We start from the raw sequence: 24,219 nt of genomic DNA, 5'->3' as shown, positions 1-24,219 counted from the left end.
GGATTACTTGGGTGAAATGATGCTGGCAGACGTCCCAGTGGTATCTTGCCAAAACGCCATTTCACTGTATTTTTCATATAAATCAGGCGGTAATATGCTGCGACGAGGGCTAAAGGCCACCTTCTTTTTCACCGTATGCAAGCCTTTAGCCCCTAACTGGGCATCAAACTCACCTTCTTGATATTCGACATGTTCAAAATCATGAGTAAAGGATGGCTCTTCGATAAACTGATACAACAATTGTAGGCACTGCTCAGGCTGACTCACTAATAAATCATAATCAACTAACAACAATTGCTCAGAAAATTCACCATAATATGCCTCTTTTAATGCGGTCCAGGCGCTGCCTACCACACCTTGCGCACTCATCATGCCTTCACAGCGGGAATAAACGGTTTGGCGCATTTGCGGACTATACATACGGCTGTATTCAAAAGGGTTTTTACGATAAATACGCTCAAAACTGTCCATGATCCAGGCTGGATTACGAACACAACAGATCATTTTAAAATTGCGGCCAAACAGTTCAACCAACTGATGCATGCGGGCAGACCAGATACGGTTGGTATCAAAAATAACGTGTTTCTCTTGGTGTTCACTGTAATAGGCCGAAAATATCGCCTGACACATTTGTTTGCGTTTAACATCATCAAAAAAAGCATGAAACTCACTGCCTGCCGCCATTTGCTCAAGCGTGCCATTCATTAAGCCCGCTACGGGGCTAGACATCGCCGCATGAAACGAACTGTTTTGTCGAAGAATACCCGCTAATAGCGTTGAACCAGAGCGTGGAAGACCGGAAATAAAGTGATACTGGCTCATGAAAAATGCAATCCCTATGTTTAATACCCGTAACCGAGTTTTTATTCTTTTACTGCGTTAACATTCTTGTTTCGCTAGCACTAATTATATTTAGATTAACTACTGTCTAGTTTAGAACAGAATGTATCTACGTGATTATAGTCAAAGATTTGTTATAAGGTTAAGAAAATTAAGTAAATATTTTTTTAAAGATAACGATTTAGACTAAATAGTGCTCATACAATTTCGATATTGCTGGTATTGTGAGTACTTAGTTTTCCGGAACAAAAACTGACCATACATCCATGTATATACGAAATTATTCTCCTGCAATTTCGTTATACCATACATCCATATATACGAAATTATGCTCCTGCAATTTCGTTATACCATACATCCATGTATATAAAAGCCATTCGTTTTTAGCGAATGGCTTTTATTTAATGCTAACTTTTAAACCGCTTGCTCAATATCAATGATTAAAACTCATATTTATAAGAGATATCAAAGCCAATACCTTTAGTTTCACTTCGGAATAAGGTATCAGAAAATTCCATTTCTTTTTTCTGATCCAGTAAGTTTTGCGCCTTAAATTTCAAGGTTGAAGCAAAGCTTGGGTAATAAGTATAAACCAAATCCAGTGAATGGAACGGTTGCTCCATTCTGTCTTCCTGACCTTCAATTCCAGGGATAATAATACGTTCACCGAAGACATTGTATGCCAAAGTAATCGCATGGTTACCATTTGGCGCGTCATAACCCAAATTCAAGTTAACCACATATTGGGAATGGCCAGTCATGCGGCGGCTGGCATTGGTGACAGCAGCAGATACACCGGTTTGTTCAACCACACGCTGAGTATCGATGTTGATTTCAGAATCACTTAAGGTAACATTACCAGAAACGAAGAAATCACTACCAATGCCACCTAAGAAAGCAAAGTCCTTCATAAACTCAACTTCAACACCATAAACTTCACCATCATCAGCATTAGCCATCACGATAAGCGGAGGACCATCCTGAGACGGCGACTGTACTGATTCAATCGGGTTGACCATGTCTTTATAGAACAGGCCTACAGATAAGTTTTCTCCGGTTTCCAAATACCACTCCCAACGCAGATCATAGTTTTTAATCTGTGTTGTTTGGATGCCAGGGGTACCACGTACCGGGTACTCTGTTAATGGATCCAAATAGGTAGTCGGCGCTACTTCACGTAAATCAGGACGAACCGTAGTTTCACCATAAGACAAACGATATTGAACCTGTGGACTGGCAATATAAGTTAGTGCCAAAGCCGGATAGAAGTCGTCTTCCCGAAAAGCCATGTTCGCAAGATCTTGCTCGGTTGGCGATGTTGGTAAGTCAAACTGACCATTTTCCGGATCTAACGGAGCGACTACTTGACGAAAATCTTCCCAGCGAACACCGCCGCTAACGCGCCAGGTATTATCAAACAGAAAATCTGCTGAGAAGTAATAAGCATCAACCATCTGTGCTGATAAATAATCATCACCCGGTACTGAATTATCACGGATAATAGTCTCAGAACCAGCCAGCGGATGATTTAAAATAACATTATCAGTCAGTACATCAGCCAAAACATAACCGCTTAAGTCAGCGTTATCAAAGGCTAATGTATTTATATCCAAACGGCGAGCAAAGGCGTCACGTGATTTTTCGATAAAATCACCACCAGCTTTTAATTCCACTTCACCGCCATCAAAATAAATAGGCATCGAGAAGTTAAAGCCATAGTTTTCAACTTTGTCATTCAGATCCTGGAAAGTATAACGACCAGCAGTGCGCCCCTTACGCAGGCTTGACTCGGTTGACAAATCCCATACACCATCTTCGTTGTTATCCGTTAGCATGAAGCGAGTGGTAAGGTTACCAGGTGCATAACGGCTGGACCTAGCGTTTGAATATTTCCAGTCAAAGCCCAGATTATTAAATTCAGGGAAATTGTGAGTACCACGAATTTGCGTAGCAATCAGCTCGCGCTCTTCATAATTAACATCAATATCACGCACTCGCAAACCATCGGTAATCAAAGCATTATTGGTGTTACCAAATTTTTCCTTAATTTTATCGGCAGTATCGTGCAAGATAATATTGCTGATATCAATACGATGGGCTTTATCATATTCAATCCCCAAGTTCAGCATACCTGACCATCGAATACTGTGCTCGGTAGCATCAACCTGATCAAAACCGCGCACTAACGAATAGCTACCATCATCATTATTAACAAAATCCTGGCCTTCATACAGTTTTGAAACCTGCCAGTTATTATCATAAGATACAGAAGTTAAATAACCGAAACGCCATTTACCTGATTCAAAGCGATCCCCAAAAGACAAGTCAACACCCCAGTTTGGGTCTATGCTTTGAGATTTCGGATCATAATCACGGTTTAACATCGCAGCTATGGCACGATTCTCATCTTGTGACACTTCATCCAGTGGCTGGTAGTTCCTCCACATACCCATTAATTGAACAGGTGCAGCACGCTTTCCATCGTCTTCACCACGCCAATCGTTATCCCCCCCGTTGTAAAAAATACCCTCATCAAAATTATCGGCATTCCCCCCCAGATTACCGGAGATGTTGAACATGAAGTCTGTCGGAATAGTTTTTAAACGGATATCAACATTACCACCACCAAAATTCGCCGGCATAGATGGCGAATACGATTTTTGTACCGACAGTGATTCGATCATTGCTGCAGGGAATAAATCCAATGGAATGACTGATCTTGAAGGATCTGGACTTGGTACAGATGCAGAATTTAATTGCGTACTTGAATAACGCTCACCTAAACCGCGCACATAGATAAATTTACCATCAACCAACGTCAAACCGGTAACACGTCGAAGAGCGGCAGCTGCATCGCTGTCACCGGTACGAGAAATTTGCTCGGCACCTAAAATATCAGCAACAAACGCTTGGCTTTTACGTTCTTCCATAACTGCACTAGCAGTGCCTTTTAAGCGACTTGCTTTAGCAACAACTTCTTCAATCGCTCTATCATCTGTTTCTTGAGCAATCAAATTAGTTGAAGGTAAGCTTGCAAGTACCGCTACAGCTATACTACTTAAGCTGAAACGGTTGAATGTTTTATTCATAATAAACCTCTTGGGAATGGCTGAAGAACATAGTGTTCTAGTCAGCTGTTAGGTCATAGTTTTGAGTTTGCTTGTTAAAAAGTAGCGATGGCGTTAATAGCCATCGCTCTCATTCATTGCTTTAGTTAAATAGCAAGTTGCACTATTACTCAAGGCCTACAGTCCAGCCAGCAGTCCAGTCGTTTGATTCACTAACCGCACCTATGTGGTCGGCATTATCAAAGAAAGTGTTGTTTGTGAATGTCTTAGGAGTAGTCGCATCTAGGGTGTAGATACCGTTTACAACGTCAGACTTACCAGTTGCTGTTGAGTTGTTTTCGTTGCTGTTTAAAACCCAATCTGCAGCGTTAAGTAAGACAACATCGTCAGACTTATCGGCAGTATCCTGGTTAGCATATGAGTCTTTGAAGTTTTCGCTACATGCAAATACTGAGTTAGAGATAACGGTTTCACCAGATTTCGCCTGGTCGACAGTAACCGACGATGTCTTACCGCCTTCAATTTCAAAACACTCACCCATACCTGCAGAGCCAGTCACGACAAAGTTATATAAGTGCGCCTTGGTACCTTCACGCAGATAAATACCTTCTGAATCCTTGTCATCACCTTTATAATCATTACCGATAATGGTCACGTTAGCTATCGTTGGATTTGATTGTGGCTTCTTATTAGCGATTTTTCCGTCGTTATCAGCTTCAATGCCACGGTTAGTTTCACCATTTTCAGGGTTTTGTCTAACCAGTACATACTGCATATTGCCGCGGTAGCCATTGTCCCAGTCTACACTGTCATCTTGGTTATCAGTCAATACAACATACTTGAGGTTTACTGTACCGCCGAAGAACTCAACACCATCATCAGCATTGTCGTGGATTTGGATGTATTCCACTTTTGTGCCCGAACCTATGGCGCCGAACGTAATACCGTTTAACTCATTATCGGTAGAAAGCTCATAACCCGCATGCTTAACCACGACATAACGTAGGGTACCAGAGCTGTCTTCATCGTTAGTGCCACCGAATACAGCACCTTCTTCAACGCCTTCTACCTGAAGTGCACACTCACTACCGTCGGTAGGACATTTGTTTGACTTAGCATTCCCCAAAAGTACGATGCCCCCCCACTGGCCTGCGTGCGTTGCTTCACCTTTTAAATCTTCACTTGAAGTGAAAGTAATTGGCGCTGATGCAGTACCGTTGGCTTCAATTTTTGAATCACGGCTTACCACCAAGTAATCCTTACCATTGCGGCCAAAAATAGTGGTGCCTGACTCAATTGTTAACGTTGCAGAATCGGCTTTATCGTGACCAACAAATACAGCACCATTTAACGCGTAGATATTGTTAGCAGTTAGTGTTATATCGCTGGTGATGGTACCCGAGATTTCACAGGTAGTTGTTGCGCCATCGATAGGTGAAATAGCCGTTGTGCCAGCAGGGCAGCCTTCAACAGGTGCTGAAGCTGTGACTTCTCCGCCACCAAAACCAAAGGCCCACCCCTGACGCCAGTCATTGCTACCATCTAAAGCACCTACATAGTGCACTTCATCAAACCAAGGATCTACGGTATTGGCTACGTTTTGACCCGCACCTTCAGCAACCAAAGGAGAGTTACTATCAGGCATACCATCGGCATCGATCAATAATGAAGTACTGACACCGTTGCTTTCTTCCGATAGGAACCATTGCTCAACATCAAGCAATACTGTGTCATCAGAAGTATCATTAGTATCCTGATTGGCTTTGGCATTTTTAAAATTTTCGCCATTGCTACAAGCTATGATGCTGTTTTGGAAGGTAATATTACCGTTATTGGCATTATCAACAGTAACAGAAGAAGTTTTACCACCTTCAAGCTCTAGACATTCACCCATTTCAGAAGTACCAGTAACCACAGCATTATAGATGTGTGCTCCTACACCTTCACGCAGATAAATACCTTCCGAATCCCTGTCATCACCTTTATAGTTATTACCCATGATAGTAATATTGGTAATGGTTGGCATTGACATAGGTTCTTTATCAGGATGTTTGCCATCGTTATCGGCTTCAATACCACGGTTAGCTTTACCTGAGTTTTTGTCGTGCTGAATGAAAACATGCTGTATACGTCCACGGTAGCCATTGTCGATATCAAGGCTGTCATCCTGATTGCCGGTTAACACTACGTGTTTTAAATCAACCGCACCACCAAAGAATTCGATACCATCGTCGGCATTGGAGTGAATTTGAATATAATCAACGGTTGTACCTGAACCAACACCACCGAAAGTAATGCCATTTAATTCATTGTCGGTAGAAAGCTCATAACCGGCATATTTTACAACAACATATTTTAGGACACCTGAGTTATCTTCCCAGTCAGTGCCACCGAATACCGCACCTTCTTCAACACCTTCAACTTGAAGCGCACATTCACTACCATCAGTAGGACATTTATTTGATGGTGCATTACCTAAGATAACAACACCGCCCCACTGACCGGCAGCTGTCTCTTCACCTTGAACATCAGCTAAAGAAGTAAAGACGATTGGCTTGGCCTTAGTACCTTCAGCCATAATTTTTGAGTTACGCTGAATAACTAAATAATCTTTACCTGACTGACCAAACAGCACGGCACCAGGTTCAATTGTTAAAGTAGCGCCATTAGCAGCTAAAGAAGATTTTTGAACACCTGATTTTGCCGAGCTGTTTGATGAGCCAGTAGAACTTAAACCTACGGTCACTTGTCCTTTCAAAGCATACATGACAGGTTTATTACCTAGTGTGGCAACTAAAGTAGTATCTTCTGTGATATTACCTTCAATGGTTTGAACCTGAACATCAAAACCTAAAGCAGTACTTACTATAGTTGACATTGCAGTATTAGGAATACCAGGTAATGAATCAAGGTTACCACCGTTATCTACTGGTTCAGGGTTATTAATAACAGTATCACCCACTGAATTATCAACATCTGATTTCAAATTAATGTCACCACCACAACCGACTAATGTTAATGATAACGCACTGGCAATAGCACTTACTTTAAAGAATGATTTCATTTGCATCTCGCTCTGCTCCGCAGAATTTTATTGTTAAATCGAACAAACAGACTAAAGACAGGCATTCATGAACTATTGTCATGAAAACTTCATTTAATCAGCTTGATTAAAAGTTGCGGTTATCCTACGGAGGAAAAATGACAGAAATGTTTTAGAAATATGTAGTTTTTGTTTCGCAAACATGACACTAAGATGACAGTACCACTGCAAATAAGATAAGGTGTATGCTTAAATAAAAATCATTTATCGCCGATACTATAAAAAGAATAACAGGCTAAATCGCATATATGTTAAAGAAACTATCTATAGATGAGTTAGAAGTTGGTATGTATGTCAAAGACATCATATTAAAAGATACTAACCATAAGGTTAAAAATCAGGGGAGTGTTAACTCCCCTCGCACTATAGAGCTGCTAAAAAAGCAAGGTGTCGTCCATGTGGTGATAGAATGCGATCCAAACCAAACTGAAGATAGCGATAAGATAGAGCAACAAACTGCAGATAACGCCCCAACAGAAGAGGAACCTCAAACCTCGTTAAATGAAGAGTTAGCTCACTCATGTAAGCTCTATGATCAAGCGACAGAAAATGTCAGAGAGTTATTTCTTAACAGTTCAATAGGGAAACCGCTAAGTCCTGATTCTATGGCGATACTGGCGGATGAAATTACTGCCTCAATATTAAGAAATGAACATGCCATTACCATTTTGACCCGTATCAGGCAAAAATCTAACTATCAATGGGAGCACGCGATCAACTGCGCGGTATTGATCTGCGGCTTTGCATTATATTTAGGGTTAAAAACAAATACGGTTAAAGAAATGACCTTAGGCGCTTTGCTTCATGATATCGGTTCGGCTAAAGTGCCAAAAGCTATACTCACCAAAAACGATGCCCTGACTGCAAACGAAATGTCAGTCGTCAAAAAGCATGTTTTATGGGGGGTGGAACTGGCAAAAAGAGAAGGATTCACCAGCCCCATCATCGTTGATATGTTAGTTAATCATCATGAAAGAGTTGATGGTTCAGGTTATCCCCGGGGCATCGCAAATAACAAGCTAACAAAATTATCCCGGATCACCGCTATTGTCGATGTCTACGATGCGATGACCGGCGAAAAAAACTATAGAAAGGGACAATTGCCACAAGCGGTATTACGTCACTTATTAAAGAATAAAGAAAAGTTTGATGCCGATTTGGTACAACAGTTCATAAAATACTTAGGCATTCATCCGGTTGGTTCTTTGGTTAAACTTTCAAACGAGAAGCTTGCCATTGTCATGGAAGGTAACCGAATTGAACCATTGAAGCCAAAAATCAAAGTCATCTACAACCTAAAATTCAACCGCTACACTAAACCTAGTGATCATGATCTAACTGAAGAGGAATTTGGCATTGTTTCTGCCGAATTAGCCAGTGATTATCAAATAAATCTCAATAAAGTACTCAAAGATATCGTAAATTAATATTGAAGAAATTAAGCAAAAAAAAGCCGCTAACAAATAGCGGCCAAGCACATGGGGGAAAGAAAGTGCAATTTAACTAGTGGTATAGCGAGCAACAAAACGTCTAAGCGTAACGCCGTTACATAATAGGTCATCGACTTTATTGCCTGTTTGCTCAGCCACAGCTTTAACACCATTTTTAACTGCCGCAGCACAAATCTTCGATTCTTCTCTATTATCGGCTGCTTTGATCATCACAGACTTTTTCACTAGCGCTTCAGGCTTAACCGGTTGATAATTTTTAGCAAATGAGCGTAAATTTTGTCCATTACATTTAATTGAAAGCATGACTTCAATATAATTATCGACACTATTTTTAAGTCGAGTTTTTGCTGCCTGAAAACCATCTTTTGCTGCAGTCACACACACTTGGCTTGCTAACGATTGATCATAAGCTTTGAACTCAACATTAGTCGTTAAAGCGAAAGTTGCTGTTGGCATAACCAATAAAATAACAAAACTAATTAATCTTTTCATAAAGACCTCAAAAAAACGAACAGGAATAATTTAGAGTAATTATACTAAATAAAATTACATAATCAAGCATTAAATGTAATTAAATTACAAGATTTCACTTAAGAAACGATGAAAAACTTTTACTTGTGTAATTTTATTACAAAATAATTCTTAAATAAGACATCTGAATTACACCTTTTAACAAAGAGAGTTCAATTTTACCTTTATAGCTAGCCCAGCAACTTTACTTAGGCCTATGCCTACCCCACTGGTTTCTTCTTAGGACAAAATAGTCCAATAGGGCGAGAAAAATCACTGTTAGCGTAGCATAAAAATATCTGAGTTTTATTGGCTAGCAGCACAGGGTTATAGATGGGTGCAGGCGACTAGAATAACGCAGGAGCTATTGTCGTTTCGTTAAGCTCCCACAACAAACTAAGCAGCCAATAAACTAGAATAGTGTTAACGAGTGAACTCTTTCAGCCAACCCCTTTTGAATGATAACCATCAACTGAAATAGAAGGTTTAGAGCTGAAAACAAAAAGCCAGCATATTGCTGGCTTTTGATCATAATAAGGAGAAAGCACTACGGCATCATAGCTTCCTGATCTGCTCCTTCCTTTTCAATCACTTCAGGGATCAAGTCTTCTTTTGAAATTCCTAAGCCTAAAGCAACCGCACTGGCGACATAAATTGACGAGTAAGTACCAACAAAAACACCAAATAATAAGGCGGTGGCAAAACCATGAATTAATGCACCACCTTGGTAAAACAAGGCAACAAGTACCAGTAAGGTAGTAATAGAGGTGATAAAGGTTCGGCTCAGGGTTTGGGTCAATGAAATATTGATAATTTCTTCCGGGCCCCCGTCACGTATTTTCCTAAAGTTCTCACGAATACGATCAGATACAACAATAGTATCGTTAAGTGAGTAACCGATAACCGCCAGAATTGCTGCTAATACCGTTAAATCGAACTCTAGTTGTAACACAGAAAACAAACCTAAAGTTAACAAAACATCGTGAAATAACGCAAATACTGAACCTAAGGCAAAACGCCATTCAAAACGGAACGCAACATAGACCAGAATACAAATCAACGCAGTTAACATTGCAAGTCCACCTTGCTCGGTTAACTCATCACCAACGCTGGCACCAACAAACTCTATACGGCGCATCACTAGCTCTTGTCCTGTGCCCTGCTTTAAGATTGACAGGATCTGGTTGCCTAGCATTTCCGCTTTGACATCTTCCCGCTGAGCCAAACGAATGACGACGTCTTTCGAACTACCATATAATTGCACTACCGCATCGTCATAACCATTGCTGTCCATGATTTGACGAATTTGATTTAAGTTTGCTGCTTGATCAAAGCCAACTTCAATTAAGGTACCACCGGTAAAATCTAAGCCAAAATTGAGCTTGTTAACAAATAACGAGCCTAATGCGGCTAGCATTAACAAAATACTAAATACCATCGCTCCTTTGCGAAAGCGCATAAACTCAACGGTTTCTTTCAACTTTAATAATTGCATATGATCAAATCCTATATTGAAAGCTTATCGAGACGCTTACCGCCCCACACTGCGTTGACTACGGTACGAGTACCAACAATCGCAGTAAACATTGAGGTAACAATACCGATTGACAATGTGATAGCGAAACCTTTAATCGGTCCGGTACCAACCGCATACAAGATAATCGCTGCGATTAATGTCGTGATATTAGCATCTAAAATCGTTGAAAATGCCGCATCATAGCCTTGATGGATCGCTTGCTGTACCGACTTTCCTTCACGCAGTTCTTCACGAATACGTTCAAATATCAACACATTAGCGTCAACCGCCATACCAACAGTTAATACGATACCGGCCATACCTGGTAAGGTTAAGGTTGCTCCTGGGATCATCGACATCACGCCGACAATTAAAATCAGGTTTGCCCCAAGTGCTAAGTTCGCTACCACACCAAAAGCACGATAGTAAATCAGCATAAAGATAAACACTAAAGCAAAGCCGCCAACGATTGCCTGAAAGCCAAGTTCAACATTTTCCGCTCCCAGTGATGGCCCTACAGTACGCTCTTCAACGATTTGGATCGGTGCAATCAAAGCACCGGCACGTAATAACAACGCCAGGTTATGGGCTTCTTGCTGAGAACCAGCACCGGTAATACGGAAAGATTTACCTAAGCGCGCCTGAATAGTAGCAACACTGATAATTTCTTCATGCTTCTCAAAAATAGTATTACCTTCGCTATCTTTACGCTCAGTCGGCTTATACTCAATAAATACCGTAGCCATTGGCTTACCAATGTTGTTTTTCGTTGCATTAGAGAATTTGCTACCGCCCGGTGAATCAAGAGTGATATTAACTTGTGGACGAGAATATTCATCAAAACTGGAACCGGCATCAACGATATGATCACCCGTTAACATGATGCGTTTTTTCACTAACGTTGGACGACCATCACGGTCATATAGCAATTGCGAACTCGCAGGCACCCGGCCATTAAGTGCATTACCGAGATCGCTTTCTTGATCAACCATTCTAAATTCAATGGTCGCCGTTGCATTTAAGATCTCTTTCGCTTTCGCGGTATCTTGTACACCCGGTAACTCGATAATAATATTTTTCTGGCCCTGGCGTTGTACTAACGGTTCTGCAACCCCTAATTCATTAACCCGGTTACGAATAATAGTAATGTTTTGCTGCAAGGCATATTCACGGATCTCTTTCAGCTTTTGCTCGCTCATCGTCGCGCTAAGCGTTAAAGTCTCTTCATTCTCAGTAAACAATAAATCCCGGTTGCGACGCTTTAAATAAGAAGTCGCTTGCGCTAAATCTTCTGCATTACGAAATTGAATATCAATGCCATTAGTGCTTTTCTTCACACTACGGTAGCGAATTTTTTCATTACGCAAATCGCTGCGAAAATCACCGACCATACCATCTTGTGCTTTCACAATAGCTTCATTCATATTGACTTCCATGGTGAAACTGACGCCACCACTTAAGTCCAAACCACGCTTCATTGGTGTACCACCAATACCGGCTAACCATTCAGGTGTAGCCGGCGTCAGATTTAATGCCACCGAGTACTTTCCGCCTAAAGAGTCATCCAGTAAGTCTCGCGCTTTCAACTGGTTTTCAGTATTTTTAAAACGCACTAACACCTGGCCTTGTTCCAGCGCAATACTTGAAAAACCAACTTGTTGTTGGTCAAGCTGAGATTTAATGGTATCTAGGGTTGTCGCGTCTGCTTCAACTCCTCTTAATCCTGATATTTGTACCGCCGGGTCTTCACCATAGAGATTAGGTGACGCATACAACGCACCAATCGCTACCACAAAAATCACCAGCAGGGTTTTCCATAATGGAGACTTGTTTAACACAATAGTTCCTTAACTGATCCGATAAAATAAATAGCAATAAAAAACAATTTCCCTGCCATTAATTATAAGTTTTTCATTGTACCTTTAGGCAATACTGCGTTAACAGACGCTTTTTGTACTGTTACTTCAGTACCTTCTGCGATGCTGATAACAATAAAGTCTTTTTCATCTGATACTTTAATGATTTTGCCGACTAAACCACCTTGAGTCAGTACTTCATCACCTTTTGATAACGCCGACATTAAACCTTTATGTTCTTTTACTCGCTTGGCCTGCGGGCGATAGATCATGAAATAAAACACTAAACCAAAAACCAATAACATGATCACCATTTCCATACCACCACCTTGTGGTGCTGAAGCGCCTGCTGCATGTGCTGTACCAATGAATAAACTCATAATTTCCTCTTATACTTGTTCTAAATTATTAAAATGACTAAACCTGCTCACTGCCTTGGGCTAACGGCGGTACCGGTAAACCACGTAAGGCATAAAACTGCTCGACAAAGTCGTCTAACTTACCCTGCTCAATCGCATCACGCAAACCTTTCATCACCCGTTGATAAAAACGTAGGTTATGTATGGTATTAAGCTGGGCACCTAAAATTTCATTACATTTATCTAAATGATGTAGATACGCTTTAGAATAATGCTGACAGGTATAACAATCACATTCGCTGTCTAACGGCCCGGTATCGGTTTTATTTTTCGCATTGCGAATTTTTACCACGCCAGTTGTGACAAACAAATGACCGTTCCTGGCATTACGGGTTGGCATCACGCAGTCAAACATATCAATGCCGCGACGTACCCCTTCTACTAAATCTTCAGGTTTTCCTACTCCCATGAGATATCGGGGCTTATTTTCCGGGATCAAGGGGGTCGTATGATCTAAGATACGGATCATGTCTTCTTTCGGTTCGCCCACCGATAACCCGCCGATGGCATAACCATCAAAATCAATTGCCTGTAATCCTGCGACAGAAACTTCACGTAAATCTTCATACATGCCGCCCTGAACTATACCAAATAAGGCATTAGGATTGTCGCCATGGGCATCTTTACTGCGCTGTGCCCAACGTAATGATAACTCCATTGATGCGCGTGATTCTTGATGCGTCGCTGGGTAAGGAGTACATTCGTCAAAGATCATCACAATGTCTGAACCGAGTTTACGCTGCACTTCCATCGAGCGCTCTGGGGTTAACATGATACGCTCCCCATTAACCGGTGAACTGAATTTCACCCCTTCTTCGGTGATCTTACGCATGGCACCAAGGCTAAACACCTGAAAACCACCAGAGTCCGTTAGAATCGGTTTATCCCAGTTAATAAAATCATGTAAGTCACCATGCTGTTCAATAATATCTGTACCAGGACGTAACATTAAATGAAAAGTGTTACCTAAAATAATCTCGGCACCAATTTCTTTAATTTCTTCACTTTTCATGCCCTTAACTGTGCCATAAGTGCCAACCGGCATAAAAGCAGGCGTTTCCACCGAGCCACGGGCAAACGTTAAACGACCACGACGAGCCTTACCATCTTTAGTAATAAGCTCAAACTGCATTGCTTTGTCTTTTTTTGTTTCTGTCATAATTTTTCCTTACCTACCGGCGAAACAGGCCAGCGGTTGAGTGAGTATCGTTTTTACAATTAACGTGTTTTTCTGGTGAGAAACATCGCATCACCGTAACTAAAAAAACGATATTTTTCGGCAACAGCATGTTGATATGCTGCCATGATATTATCGTAGCCAGCAAACGCGCTGACTAACATTAATAAAGTTGATTCGGATAAATGAAAATTCGTCACTAATGCATCAATGATCTGAAACTGATAACCAGGAGTAATAAATATATCAGTATCACCATAAAACGCCTGTAACTCTTGCCCCTTGGCTTTTGCCGCCTGTGCAGCACTTTCAATCGAACGTACTGAGGTAGTACCAACAGCAATCACCCGGCCACCACTAGCTTTAGTTTGCTGAATTTGTTCTACCACGGATTCTGGTACTTCGACATATTCTGCATGCATAATATGATCATTGATATTTTCAACTCTTACCGGTTGAAAAGTACCAGCACCGACATGCAAGGTCACAAATGCCAGATTAGCACCTTTTGCTTTGATTTTTGCTAATAACGCATCATCAAAATGCAAGCCAGCCGTTGGCGCAGCGACGGCTCCCGGCTTTTCATTATAAACCGTTTGATAACGCTCTTTATCACTGTCTTCATCCGGACGGTCAATATAGGGCGGCAATGGCATATGCCCGATTTCTTCCAGCACAGTTAATATATTCTGCTCGGCGTCTATTTCCAGCTCAAACAAAGCATCATGTCGAGCGATCATAGTCGCCTTAATTTTACCTTCCAGTATTAATTCACTACCGGCTTTGGGTGCTTTACTGGCACGAATATGAGCTAAAAACCGTTTATCATCCAGTAAACGCTCAACCAATACTTCTATTTTTCCGCCACTGGCTTTTTGACCAAACATCCGTGCCGGGATCACTCGGGTATTATTAAATATCAATAAATCCCCTGCGTTAATTTGCGCCAAAATATCGGTAAAATGACCATTTCCCAACGTACCGCTATTACCGTCCAGCGTCATTAAACGGCTGGCGGTTCGGTTTTCTTTTGGGTAACGAGCAATGAGCTCTTCGGGCAAATCAAAGGCAAAGTCAGCGACACGCATAATTTATTTCAAGCTTACTAGCAATTTATTAGGTAAAAAAACCGCGTAATTTTAGAGCCCTGCAGCACTAATAGCAAGTAAAACTCAAGGCAGATAAGTGTTAGCATTACCATCACTGATATTTATAGTGAGCATAGATAAAAATTTATCTTCCTAAATCATCATATTATCGTATGCTTTGCACAAGCGCAGCTACCGGTCAACAGCTTATGACAAAATCAACATTTTCAGCCAACCATCAAACGCAAAGCCAGCAGGCAATAGTGCATGCCATTGCAAAAACCATACTAAACGGCTTCGCGCGTCATATTTATTTATTTAGTGAGTTAACTCGTAGCGCTAAAATCCGTTTTGAGCAATGCCAGTGGCAGGAAATTCAGGATGCAGCCCGTGAACGAACCGACTATTTCGATAAACGGGTCGAAGAAACCTTAGAAACATTAAAAAACGATTTTGATATTCATCAACTAAACGAGTCTTTATGGAAAGCCGTTAAACACTGTTATATAAAGTTATTACAACAACATCCCCAAGCTGAATTAGCAGAAAGCTTTTATAACTCGGTGTTTTGCCATTTATTTGAACGCAAGTATTATCACAATGACTTTATTTTCGTTGAATCGAGCCAAGCGGAGATAAATTCCGGTAATCACCCGGCAATCTATTCCCGTTACCACCTTGCTGAACAAAGCTTACGCAGCACCATTAAAACGATTATTCACCATGCCGATTTTACTCTGGATTTTCCTAACTTAGCGTCAGAAATAAGCGCTATATTACGCGTTTTTCGTCAGCGACCCAGTTTAGCTAACTATCAGGTTGCCGATATCTCAATCGACATTCTCAACTTTACCTTTTATCGCAATAAAGGGGCCTATTTAATTGGCCGAGTGGTCACGCCAGGTAGCGAGCTCCCCTTTATTGTTGCCATCGTTCATAATGAGCAGCAAGGGTTACATATAGATGCCGTACTGACCGAGCAGGAAAATATGGCGGTAGTGTTTGGTTTTGCCCGCTCCTACTTTTTTGTTGATTGCCTGTACCCACAAGCCCTGGTCAATTTTTTACGCGCACTGATCCCCCACAAAACCCGGGCAGACTTATATTCTGCCATCGGATTTCATAAACAAGGAAAAACCCAATTTTATCGCGACTTTCTTCATCATTTGGCAGATAGTGATGACCAGTTTGTTTTAGCACAAGGTATTAAGGGCATGGTAATGTCGGTATTTACCCTGCCCTCTTACCCTTATGTATTTAAAATTATTAAAGATAAATTTGCCCCGAGCAAACGTATCACCAAAAATGACGTTAAAGCAAAATACCGGCTGGTCAAATTACATGATCGGGTCGGCCGCATGGCTGATACTATGGAATACTCAGAAGTGGCATTTCCAAAAAATCGTTTTTCACCCGAATTACTGGATGAACTATTAGCCGTTGCGCCATCGATTATTCGTTTTGAACAAGAGCTCATTATTATTGAGCACTTATATATAGAAAGGCGGATGACCCCGCTCAACCTTTATTTGGCTCAGGCAGATCAACAACAGATTAACGATGCAATGTTTGGTTACGGCGAAGCAATCAAACAGTTAATTGCGGCAAATATATTTCCCGGAGATATGCTACTGAAAAACTTCGGTGTTACCCGCCATGGTCGGGTGATATTTTATGATTATGATGAAATAAGCTATATGAACGAAGTCAATTTTCGCATTAAACCAGAACCGGTAACCGAAGAGCAAATCTACGCTGCCGAGCCCTGGTATAATGTTGAACCTGGCGATATGTTTCCGGAAGAACTGGCGACATTTGCTCTGGCAAACCCTCAATACCGCCAAGCATTTTTAATTCACCACGAGGATTTATTAAAGGCAAGCTATTGGCAAGAAAGACAAAAAAATATTACTAACGGAGTTTTTGAAGACGTTTTCCCTTATCCAAGTCGGTTAAAACTACAACCATAAATATCAAATAATGGAGTCACGCCACGGTGAAACAGAACAATATTTAGCCGAACAGTTTAAAATTTTCATTTAGCGCTTTACCTTTAGTTTTGCTTGAGTATAATTCTCCTCCGTTGCAGGGGTATAGTTCCAATTGGTAGAACAGCGGTCTCCAAAACCGACGGTTGGGAGTTCGAATCTCTCTACCCCTGCCATTTCCTTTTCTTAGAAACTTTTCATAGCATGTCACTAACGCAAATTAATGCTTAACAACTTTATTTCAGCACCTTATACTGATCATCGTTTTTATTCACTGAATTAATGCTGCTGTTATGGTTCTAACTCGTAAACAATTTGCTTACCTTAATGAAATGGGCATTAGCCTGTGGCAGCGAAAAAATATCGCAGAGACAAAGCAAGTAACAGAACCAACAGCTTTAAATAACACAGCTGTTGTTTCCTTAGCTGAGCTATCTAATCATCGAGTATTTAGGGATGTACTATTAGCCATTGGCAGTGAGCTCAGTGATATTGAGCAACAAGGTGAGCGGTTGATCTTAGGCGATATTAGCTGGCGTTTTAGTGATGATCAGCAACTGTCATTTAATAACGGTGAACTCACCACCCCTAAGCTAGATGATCTATCTACAAACGCCGACGCCAAACAAGCGCTATGGCAGTTAATCGTTCAACACCAATTAGTTACTCCTTAAATGCAATTAGAATTTATCGCTATTACCCAAGCTGACATTAGTCAGCTAATGCCAATTGAAAACGCCTGCCACTCTCACCCGTGGAGTGAAAAAGTATTTGCCAGCTGTCTAGGCGAACGCTATTTTGGCTATTACCTAAAAGCTGAAAAAGCCATAGTCGGCTTTTATGTTGGTGAATATATCTTAGGGGAAGCCACATTGATGGATATTTGCGTAAGCCCTGACTATCAAGGCAATGGTTATGGCAAATATTTACTCGAGCACTACCAGAGACAGGCGAAAACCTTAGGCGCCGAAACGTTATTATTAGAAGTCAGAGCAAAGAATATTTCAGCCTTGATGATGTATATCAATGACGGTTATAGTGAAATTGGCCGCCGCACTGGCTATTACCCTAGTGAAATAGGTTATGAAGACGCCATAGTCATGAAAAAGATACTGACAGCTTAAATTGATTCAAGTTTTAGTTTTCGCACTTCACTTCGCTCAAGAGGAACTACAAGGGCTTTGCGATTTATAGGCCGAGATTTATTTCGACAAATTATCATTTCAAACTTCGAAGTGCTCTGGGCAAACGATAAACCTCAACGTATGCACTACTTTAACTAAAGTTCATTTGACGCTGTTGGTTCAATTGCTCTGGTGACGGCGCTCGACGCCGCATTTTGCTGCCGTTTCTTGAGTTGTTGCTTCTTCAGATATGGCCTTCTCTAAAACCGGTGGTTGCTTTGGTAGTTCGATCTCTGCACCACTCATTTGGCTCTTATTCTATTTTCTCATAAGCTCATCCTGAGCCCTTTGCGTTTTGGAGAAAACATCCTGTACATAAAAAGGCTGGCATTAAAGCCAGCCTCAGTTCACACACTCACACATCCATACACTGATAAAATTACACCCGTTATTTCGTCACATTGATTTTTTCTATCAAGTTAACGTCTTTAAATGTTGAGTTTTCATCTAAACGAAAATCAAGCTGCACTAAGTTATTGTGAGCAACGCTTGCCCGGGGCTGATACTGCCATTGCTTTAATGCCGTTACCGCCACCCGGTCAAAAACATAAGCAGGTTCGCCCGTCATGACTTCTACGTTCATTACCGTGCCGTCGATATTTACGTCATACTTTAATACTACAGAACCTTCTATTTTCTCTACCGCCGCCTTAACCGGATATTTAGGTTCAACACGATGAATAGGCGAGATTTTTTCTTTCGCTTTTGGTGGCGTTCTATATTTAGGCTGTGATTCATTAGAGCTTAAGTTCCCTGCGTAACTAAAGCCTGAGAGCATAGCTATTGCAAGCACAGAGGCTAATGACACGCTTAAGCCGGAAGCTTTGGTATTTAATTTTATTTGATTAATACGTTCAAACATAATGGCTTTATCTCCATATTTTTTAAAAGATAGTTGTGCAAAGGCAAAGCGCGGTGCGGTTTGTGCAGCCACTAACAATGCCTTGCTATAGTTAACCCTGCTACTGACCTGTTTGCGCGCCAGAACATGAAAGTCGCAGGAAAGTTCCTGATCTCGGCGAAAGCGAAAATACGCCAGCCAGACCAAAGGATGAAACCAGAATAATGCCACGATCGAGAAAGCAATCAGGTTCCAATAAATGTCATTGCGATCAAAATGACAAATTTCGTGTTGTAAAATTAACTGCTGCTGCTCAGGGTTATAGGCCTGATGAAAATTTTCCGGTAGCACCAGTTTTTGCTTAAAAATGCCAACCAGCATAGGGCTATATGCACTACCACTATAATAAACTGCCAACTTGCGCGGCTTATGACTAAAACATAACTGCGCTAATTGTGCTTTTGTTGCTGGCTCTAACAACAGCTTTCGGATAAATTGCAAATGAGTGATAAGCCAATAGCCAATCATTACTGCGCTTACCAGCATGGCTAAGTAAACAAGTAATTCACTGTTATTAAATACCCGTTGTAGATCTTGTGTCGGATTAACAACAAAACGGCTAAGTTCACTGCTCAGCACCTTAGGTGGTTGTGTCGAAGGCCATGGCAGCAAATAAGCGAATAAACTCAAAGGCACTAAGCCCCATAACCGATATAAATAACTGGTCCCTAGTTTATCAACCATATAGCGATGCAAAATTAATAAGCAAACGATAGAGATAGACAGTGGGTATAACAAAGATACTAGAACGCTGCTCATGCTATTTACTCTTTTTCTCTGGCTGTTCAACGCTTGGATCATGCTCTTGTTCCCAGGAAGCAATGATCGATTTCAGCTCTTCAATATCGTCTTTTTCCAAATGCTTATTCTTAGCAAAACCGGCGATCAACGGAGAAACTCGTCCGCTAAATAATCGTTCAATTAAGCTTTCGCTTTGACTTGTCACATAGGCTTCCCGTGCCAATAACGGGGTATATAAATAGCGCCTCTGCTGCTTTTCAAAACTAATAGCCCCTTTTTTAACTAATCGATTTAATAAGGTTTTAACCGTTTTTTCATGCCAGTCTTTTTGTTGATTTAAACGTTCGATAATTTCATTGGCACTTGCCGGATATTGCTGCCACAGCACATCTAACACTTCGAATTCTGTTTGACTAATTTCTGCCATTACTCTGCTCTTTTGGTATTTTAGTTTCAGTGTTAGCATAGCGATTCAACATAATAATTACAAATGTAATCCAACAAAAAGAATTACATCTGTAATCATAAAAGTCAATAAATTTTAATTGTTATTTCGATGATGGAAATTTTTTTGCGTTTAACTAGAGATTGTTACTGCCTTAGATCAATGTTTTCGCTATAATACTGGCCGCTAAAAATTCATCTATTTTTCAATTTTTTATAAATAACAGGTAATTTGCATGTCTGTACAACAGCAGGAAGTCGACATTCGTAGAACGTTTGCGATTATTTCTCACCCTGATGCCGGTAAAACCACCATCACAGAAAAAGTATTACTTTTTGGTCAAGCATTACAAAAAGCCGGTACGGTAAAAGGTAAAAAATCAGGCCAGCATGCAAAATCCGACTGGATGGAAATGGAAAAAGACCGAGGGATTTCGATTACCACCTCAGTGATGCAGTTTCCTTACCGCGACTGTTTAGTTAATTTATTAGACACCCCGGGACATGAAGACTTCTCTGAAGATACTTACCGTACGTTAACCGCTGTAGACTCTTGTTTAATGGTGATAGATACCGCAAAAGGTGTTGAGGACAGAACCATTAAGCTGATGGAAGTGACTCGTTTACGCGACACGCCAATTATTACTTTTATGAACAAAATGGATCGTGATGTCCGTGATCCGATGGAAGTGATGGATGAAGTTGAAGATGTATTAAAAATAAAATGTGCCCCAATTACCTGGCCTATCGGCATGGGTAAAGAATTTAAAGGGGTCTATAACATTTTAACCGACGAAACCATCTTATACCAATCAGGCCAGGGACATACTATTCAGGAAAAACGCGTTATTAAAGGCTTGGATAACCCAGAGCTAGATAATGCCATAGGTAATTATGCTGAGGATTTACGTGAAGAACTAGAATTAGTCGTCGGCGCTTCACACGAATTTAATTTAGACGAATTTTTAAAAGGTGAGCTAACACCGGTATTTTTCGGTACTGCGCTCGGTAACTTTGGCGTTGACCATATGCTAGATGGCCTCACCAAGTGGGCACCAACACCATTACCGCGTAGCACGGATAAACGAGATGTTGCCGCCAGCGAAGAAAAATTCTCTGGCTTTGTTTTTAAAATTCAAGCAAATATGGACCCGAAACACAGAGACCGTATCGCTTTTATGCGTATCGTTTCCGGTAAATATGAAAAAGGCATGAAAATGCGTCAAGTCCGTATCGGTAAAGATGTCAAAATTGCTGATGCGGTGACCTTTATGGCGGGTGATCGCGCTAACGTTGAGCAAGCATTTGCTGGAGACATCATCGGTTTGCATAACCATGGCAGCATTCAAATTGGCGATACCTTCACTTCGGGCGAGGAGATGAAATTTAGTGGTATTCCAAACTTTGCTCCGGAAATGTTCCGCCGTATTCGACTGCGTGATCCACTTAAAGCCAAGCAATTACAAAAAGGCTTGATCCAACTGTCAGAAGAAGGTGCGGTGCAAGTATTTCGCCCATTTAACTCCAATGAGATGATCGTTGGCGCTGTTGGGGTACTACAGTTTGAAGTGGTAGTACAACGATTAAAAACCGAATACAACGTAGATGCGATTTATGAACCTATTAGTGTCGCAACAGCACGTTGGTGTACTTGTGATGATGAGCGTACTTTAGAGCAATTTCAGAAAAAAGCCTATGACAACTTAGCATTAGATGGCGGTGATAATCTCACCTATATTGCGCCGACTATGGTTAACCTTAATTTGGCACAAGAGCGTCACCCTGATATTGAGTTCCATCAAACACGAGAACACTAATTGGGCGTCATAGTGAATGTTTTATCTGCGTTGCTAATAAGCATCCACTATTTAGCCAAACATAAGTCAGAGTTAAAATTTGGAAAATGACATACTCGTTGCGTAATAACGCTTGATACGCAATGATTTGACTCAACTTGATAGCTGAGTCAAACAACCTTGAAAAAGAGTTTATTTAAATGAATATTAAACAACTATTAAGTGAAAAAGTATTAGCTGCCATGGTCGCTGCTGGCTTACCTGAAGATACTAACCCCGCGGTCAGTATTTCTAATCGCGCTAACTTTGGCGATTATCAAGCCAATGGGGTGATGGGCGCAGCGAAAAAGTTAAAAACAAATCCGCGCGAATTAGCAGCTAAGGTACTAGAACACTTAGATTTAACCGATATTGCCAGCAAGGTAGAACTTGCAGGACCAGGTTTTATCAATATTCATTTGTCCGAAATCTGGTTAGCTAAGCAATTGTCAAGCGTTGCTAAAGACAACAAGTTAGGCGTTAACCAACGCGCTATAGCGCAAAATGTTGTTGTTGATTATTCTGCACCTAACTTAGCAAAAGAAATGCATGTTGGTCATTTACGCTCCACCATCATTGGTGATGCCGTTGTGCGTGCACTGGAATTTCGTGGCGATAAAGTTATTCGTCAAAACCATATGGGTGACTGGGGCACGCAGTTTGGTATGTTACTCGCCCACTTAAGTGACAAATTACAGGCAAATGAAGTCGCAGAAACGGCATTAGCCGATTTAGAAAACTTCTACCGCGAAGCAAAAGTGCGCTTTGATGATGAAGAAGGCTTTGCTGATCGTGCCCGTGATTATGTGGTTAAGTTACAAGGCGGTGACGCTGAATGCTTGAAGTTATGGCAGCAATTTATTGATATCTCCATCACTCATAGTGAAGATATTTATCAAAAACTCAATGTCACTCTAACCCGAGATGACATTATGGGAGAAAGTGCTTATAACGCTGACTTGTCAAAGGTAATTGACGAGTTAATGGCACAAGGTCTTGCCGTTGAAGATCAAGGGGCTAAAGTCGTATTTATAGAAGAAATGGCGAATAAAGACGGTGAACCTTCAGTCTTTATCGTGCAAAAATCTGGTGGTGGTTATTTATACGCAACCACAGATTTATCGGCTTGCCGTTACCGCAGTGGTGAGTTAAACGCCGATCGTATTATTATTTTTACCGATGCCCGCCAAGCACTGCATTTTAAACAGGTAGAAATTGTCGCCCGTAAAGCTGGGTTCTTACCTGAACAGGTCGGCTATGATCATTGCCCATTTGGCATGATGATGGGGGACGATGGTAAACCATTTAAAACCCGTACTGGTGGCACAGTTAAGCTCGCTGAATTATTAGATGAAGCAGTGGTGCGAGCAAAAGCGCTGATCAAAGAAAAAAATCCAGATTATGATGATGAACAGCTGGATGAGATTGCCCACAAAGTCGGTATTGGCGCGGTAAAATTTGCCGATCTATCGAAAAATCGCACTAGTGATTATGTCTTTAACTGGAAAACCATGCTCAGTTTTGAAGGGGCCACTGCACCATACTTACAGTACGCCTATTCACGTATTCAAAGTATTTTTGCCAAAGCTGGCGTAGATCCACAGCAATTGACCAGCGGCTTTGCCATTAATGAGCCTCAAGAAAAAGCATTAGCGCTGAAATTACTCCAGCTTGAAGATGTCTTGGATGCCGTCATTAACGAATGTACTCCTAACCTGCTATGTAACTACCTCTATGAGCTTGCCAGTTTATATATGAGTTTTTATGAAGCTTGCCCAATCTTAAAAGATGGTATTGACGACTCAGTTAAACAGGCCCGTTTAGCATTGTGTGCCCAAATAGCGAAAACCTTAAAACAGGGCTTAGACATTTTAGGTATTGATGTCATGGAACGAATGTAGTTTATCTTAGCGATAATTAAAATACTGCTGGTCGATTACCAGGTAAGAAACTTAGCACCTGTTAGTCGGCTAGCCTCTTCTGTCTCCAGAACATTCCCCTTCTCTAAAAACTAGATGGCACTAACAACAACACAGCCACAATAGTTCTGTTGTGAACTGGCTATTTCTACTTTATAGTTAACAGACAATACCAAATA

17 protein-coding genes and 1 tRNA gene are annotated in these 24,219 nt (G+C 41.0%); 7 read left to right on the top strand and 11 right to left on the bottom strand.

The annotated features are described in order from the left end of the window. Window positions 1-3: 3 nt before the first annotated feature. From QQK06_RS15285 to QQK06_RS15275, 3 genes are all read right to left on the bottom strand, one after another. Window positions 4-822: a sulfotransferase gene (locus tag QQK06_RS15285; RefSeq protein WP_284245630.1), complete on the bottom strand. Its 819-nt coding sequence runs from the start codon at window positions 820-822 to the stop codon at window positions 4-6. A gap of 458 nt (window positions 823-1,280) precedes the next feature. Then, window positions 1,281-3,929 carry a TonB-dependent receptor domain-containing protein gene (locus QQK06_RS15280; protein WP_284245629.1) on the bottom strand — a complete coding sequence of 883 codons (2,649 nt, stop codon included), beginning with the start codon at window positions 3,927-3,929 and terminating at the stop codon, window positions 1,281-1,283. A gap of 145 nt (window positions 3,930-4,074) precedes the next feature. Continuing rightward, the gene (locus QQK06_RS15275; protein ID WP_284245628.1) at window positions 4,075-6,978 is read right to left on the bottom strand and encodes a hypothetical protein; all 2,904 of its coding nucleotides are present in this window, start codon (window positions 6,976-6,978) and stop codon (window positions 4,075-4,077) included. Window positions 6,979-7,259: 281 nt separating this feature from the next. Between QQK06_RS15275 and QQK06_RS15270 the strand changes: the two genes are divergently transcribed. Next, the gene (locus QQK06_RS15270; protein ID WP_284245626.1) at window positions 7,260-8,438 is read left to right on the top strand and encodes a cyclic di-GMP phosphodiesterase; all 1,179 of its coding nucleotides are present in this window, start codon (window positions 7,260-7,262) and stop codon (window positions 8,436-8,438) included. Window positions 8,439-8,510: 72 nt separating this feature from the next. On the opposite strand, the gene QQK06_RS15265 is transcribed toward QQK06_RS15270, so the two are convergent. The 6 genes from QQK06_RS15265 to queA all read right to left on the bottom strand — a co-directional run bounded on the left by QQK06_RS15265 (window position 8,511) and on the right by queA (window position 15,028). After that, window positions 8,511-8,954: a hypothetical protein gene (locus QQK06_RS15265; RefSeq protein ID WP_284245625.1), complete on the bottom strand. Its 444-nt coding sequence runs from the start codon at window positions 8,952-8,954 to the stop codon at window positions 8,511-8,513. Window positions 8,955-9,519: 565 nt separating this feature from the next. Continuing rightward, complete coding sequence (gene secF, locus QQK06_RS15260) at window positions 9,520-10,467, bottom strand: protein translocase subunit SecF (protein ID WP_284245624.1); 948 nt, start codon at window positions 10,465-10,467, stop codon at window positions 9,520-9,522. A gap of 11 nt (window positions 10,468-10,478) precedes the next feature. Beyond that, complete coding sequence (gene secD / locus QQK06_RS15255; RefSeq protein ID WP_284245623.1) at window positions 10,479-12,326, bottom strand: protein translocase subunit SecD; 1,848 nt, start codon at window positions 12,324-12,326, stop codon at window positions 10,479-10,481. Between the two features lie 62 nt (window positions 12,327-12,388). Beyond that, entirely contained in the window at window positions 12,389-12,724 is a 336-nt protein-coding gene (yajC, locus tag QQK06_RS15250; protein WP_284245622.1) for a preprotein translocase subunit YajC, read from the bottom strand. 37 nt (window positions 12,725-12,761) lie between these two features. Further along, the gene (gene tgt / locus QQK06_RS15245; protein WP_284246633.1) at window positions 12,762-13,895 is read right to left on the bottom strand and encodes a tRNA guanosine(34) transglycosylase Tgt; all 1,134 of its coding nucleotides are present in this window, start codon (window positions 13,893-13,895) and stop codon (window positions 12,762-12,764) included. A gap of 86 nt (window positions 13,896-13,981) precedes the next feature. Next, entirely contained in the window at window positions 13,982-15,028 is a 1,047-nt protein-coding gene (gene queA / locus QQK06_RS15240; RefSeq protein ID WP_284245621.1) for a tRNA preQ1(34) S-adenosylmethionine ribosyltransferase-isomerase QueA, read from the bottom strand. A 209-nt stretch (window positions 15,029-15,237) separates the two neighbouring features. Between queA and aceK the strand changes: the two genes are divergently transcribed. The 4 genes from aceK (at window position 15,238) to rimI (ending at window position 18,140) form a co-directional block, all read left to right on the top strand. After that, entirely contained in the window at window positions 15,238-16,998 is a 1,761-nt protein-coding gene (gene aceK / locus QQK06_RS15235) for a bifunctional isocitrate dehydrogenase kinase/phosphatase (protein WP_284245620.1), read from the top strand. A 117-nt stretch (window positions 16,999-17,115) separates the two neighbouring features. After that, a tRNA-Trp gene (locus QQK06_RS15230) sits at window positions 17,116-17,192 on the top strand. Window positions 17,193-17,309: 117 nt separating this feature from the next. After that, window positions 17,310-17,690, top strand: coding sequence for a DNA polymerase III subunit psi (locus tag QQK06_RS15225; RefSeq protein ID WP_284245619.1), 381 nt, complete (start codon window positions 17,310-17,312; stop codon window positions 17,688-17,690). Further along, complete coding sequence (gene rimI, locus QQK06_RS15220; RefSeq protein WP_284245618.1) at window positions 17,691-18,140, top strand: ribosomal protein S18-alanine N-acetyltransferase; 450 nt, start codon at window positions 17,691-17,693, stop codon at window positions 18,138-18,140. Between the two features lie 448 nt (window positions 18,141-18,588). Here the strand turns inward: rimI and QQK06_RS15215 are convergent, their stop codons facing one another. Beyond that, on the bottom strand, window positions 18,589-19,860 hold the full coding sequence (locus QQK06_RS15215; RefSeq protein WP_284245615.1) for a M56 family metallopeptidase: 1,272 nt from the start codon (window positions 19,858-19,860) through the stop codon (window positions 18,589-18,591). 1 nt (window position 19,861) lies between these two features. Next, window positions 19,862-20,269, bottom strand: coding sequence for a BlaI/MecI/CopY family transcriptional regulator (locus QQK06_RS15210; protein ID WP_284245613.1), 408 nt, complete (start codon window positions 20,267-20,269; stop codon window positions 19,862-19,864). 253 nt (window positions 20,270-20,522) lie between these two features. On the opposite strand from QQK06_RS15210, the gene prfC reads away from it, so the two are divergent. Then, window positions 20,523-22,103, top strand: a complete 1,581-nt coding sequence (gene prfC / locus QQK06_RS15205; RefSeq protein ID WP_284245612.1) for a peptide chain release factor 3 — start codon at window positions 20,523-20,525, stop codon at window positions 22,101-22,103. Between the two features lie 179 nt (window positions 22,104-22,282). Beyond that, window positions 22,283-24,022: an arginine--tRNA ligase gene (argS, locus tag QQK06_RS15200; RefSeq protein ID WP_284245611.1), complete on the top strand. Its 1,740-nt coding sequence runs from the start codon at window positions 22,283-22,285 to the stop codon at window positions 24,020-24,022. Window positions 24,023-24,219: the final 197 nt, after the last annotated feature.

Source organism: Thalassotalea insulae (assembly GCF_030161395.1).
GTDB lineage: Bacteria > Pseudomonadota > Gammaproteobacteria > Enterobacterales > Alteromonadaceae > Thalassotalea_E > Thalassotalea_E insulae.
The sequence above is the reverse complement of the archived record's forward strand: the minus strand, read 5'-3'. Positions and strand labels throughout refer to the sequence as shown.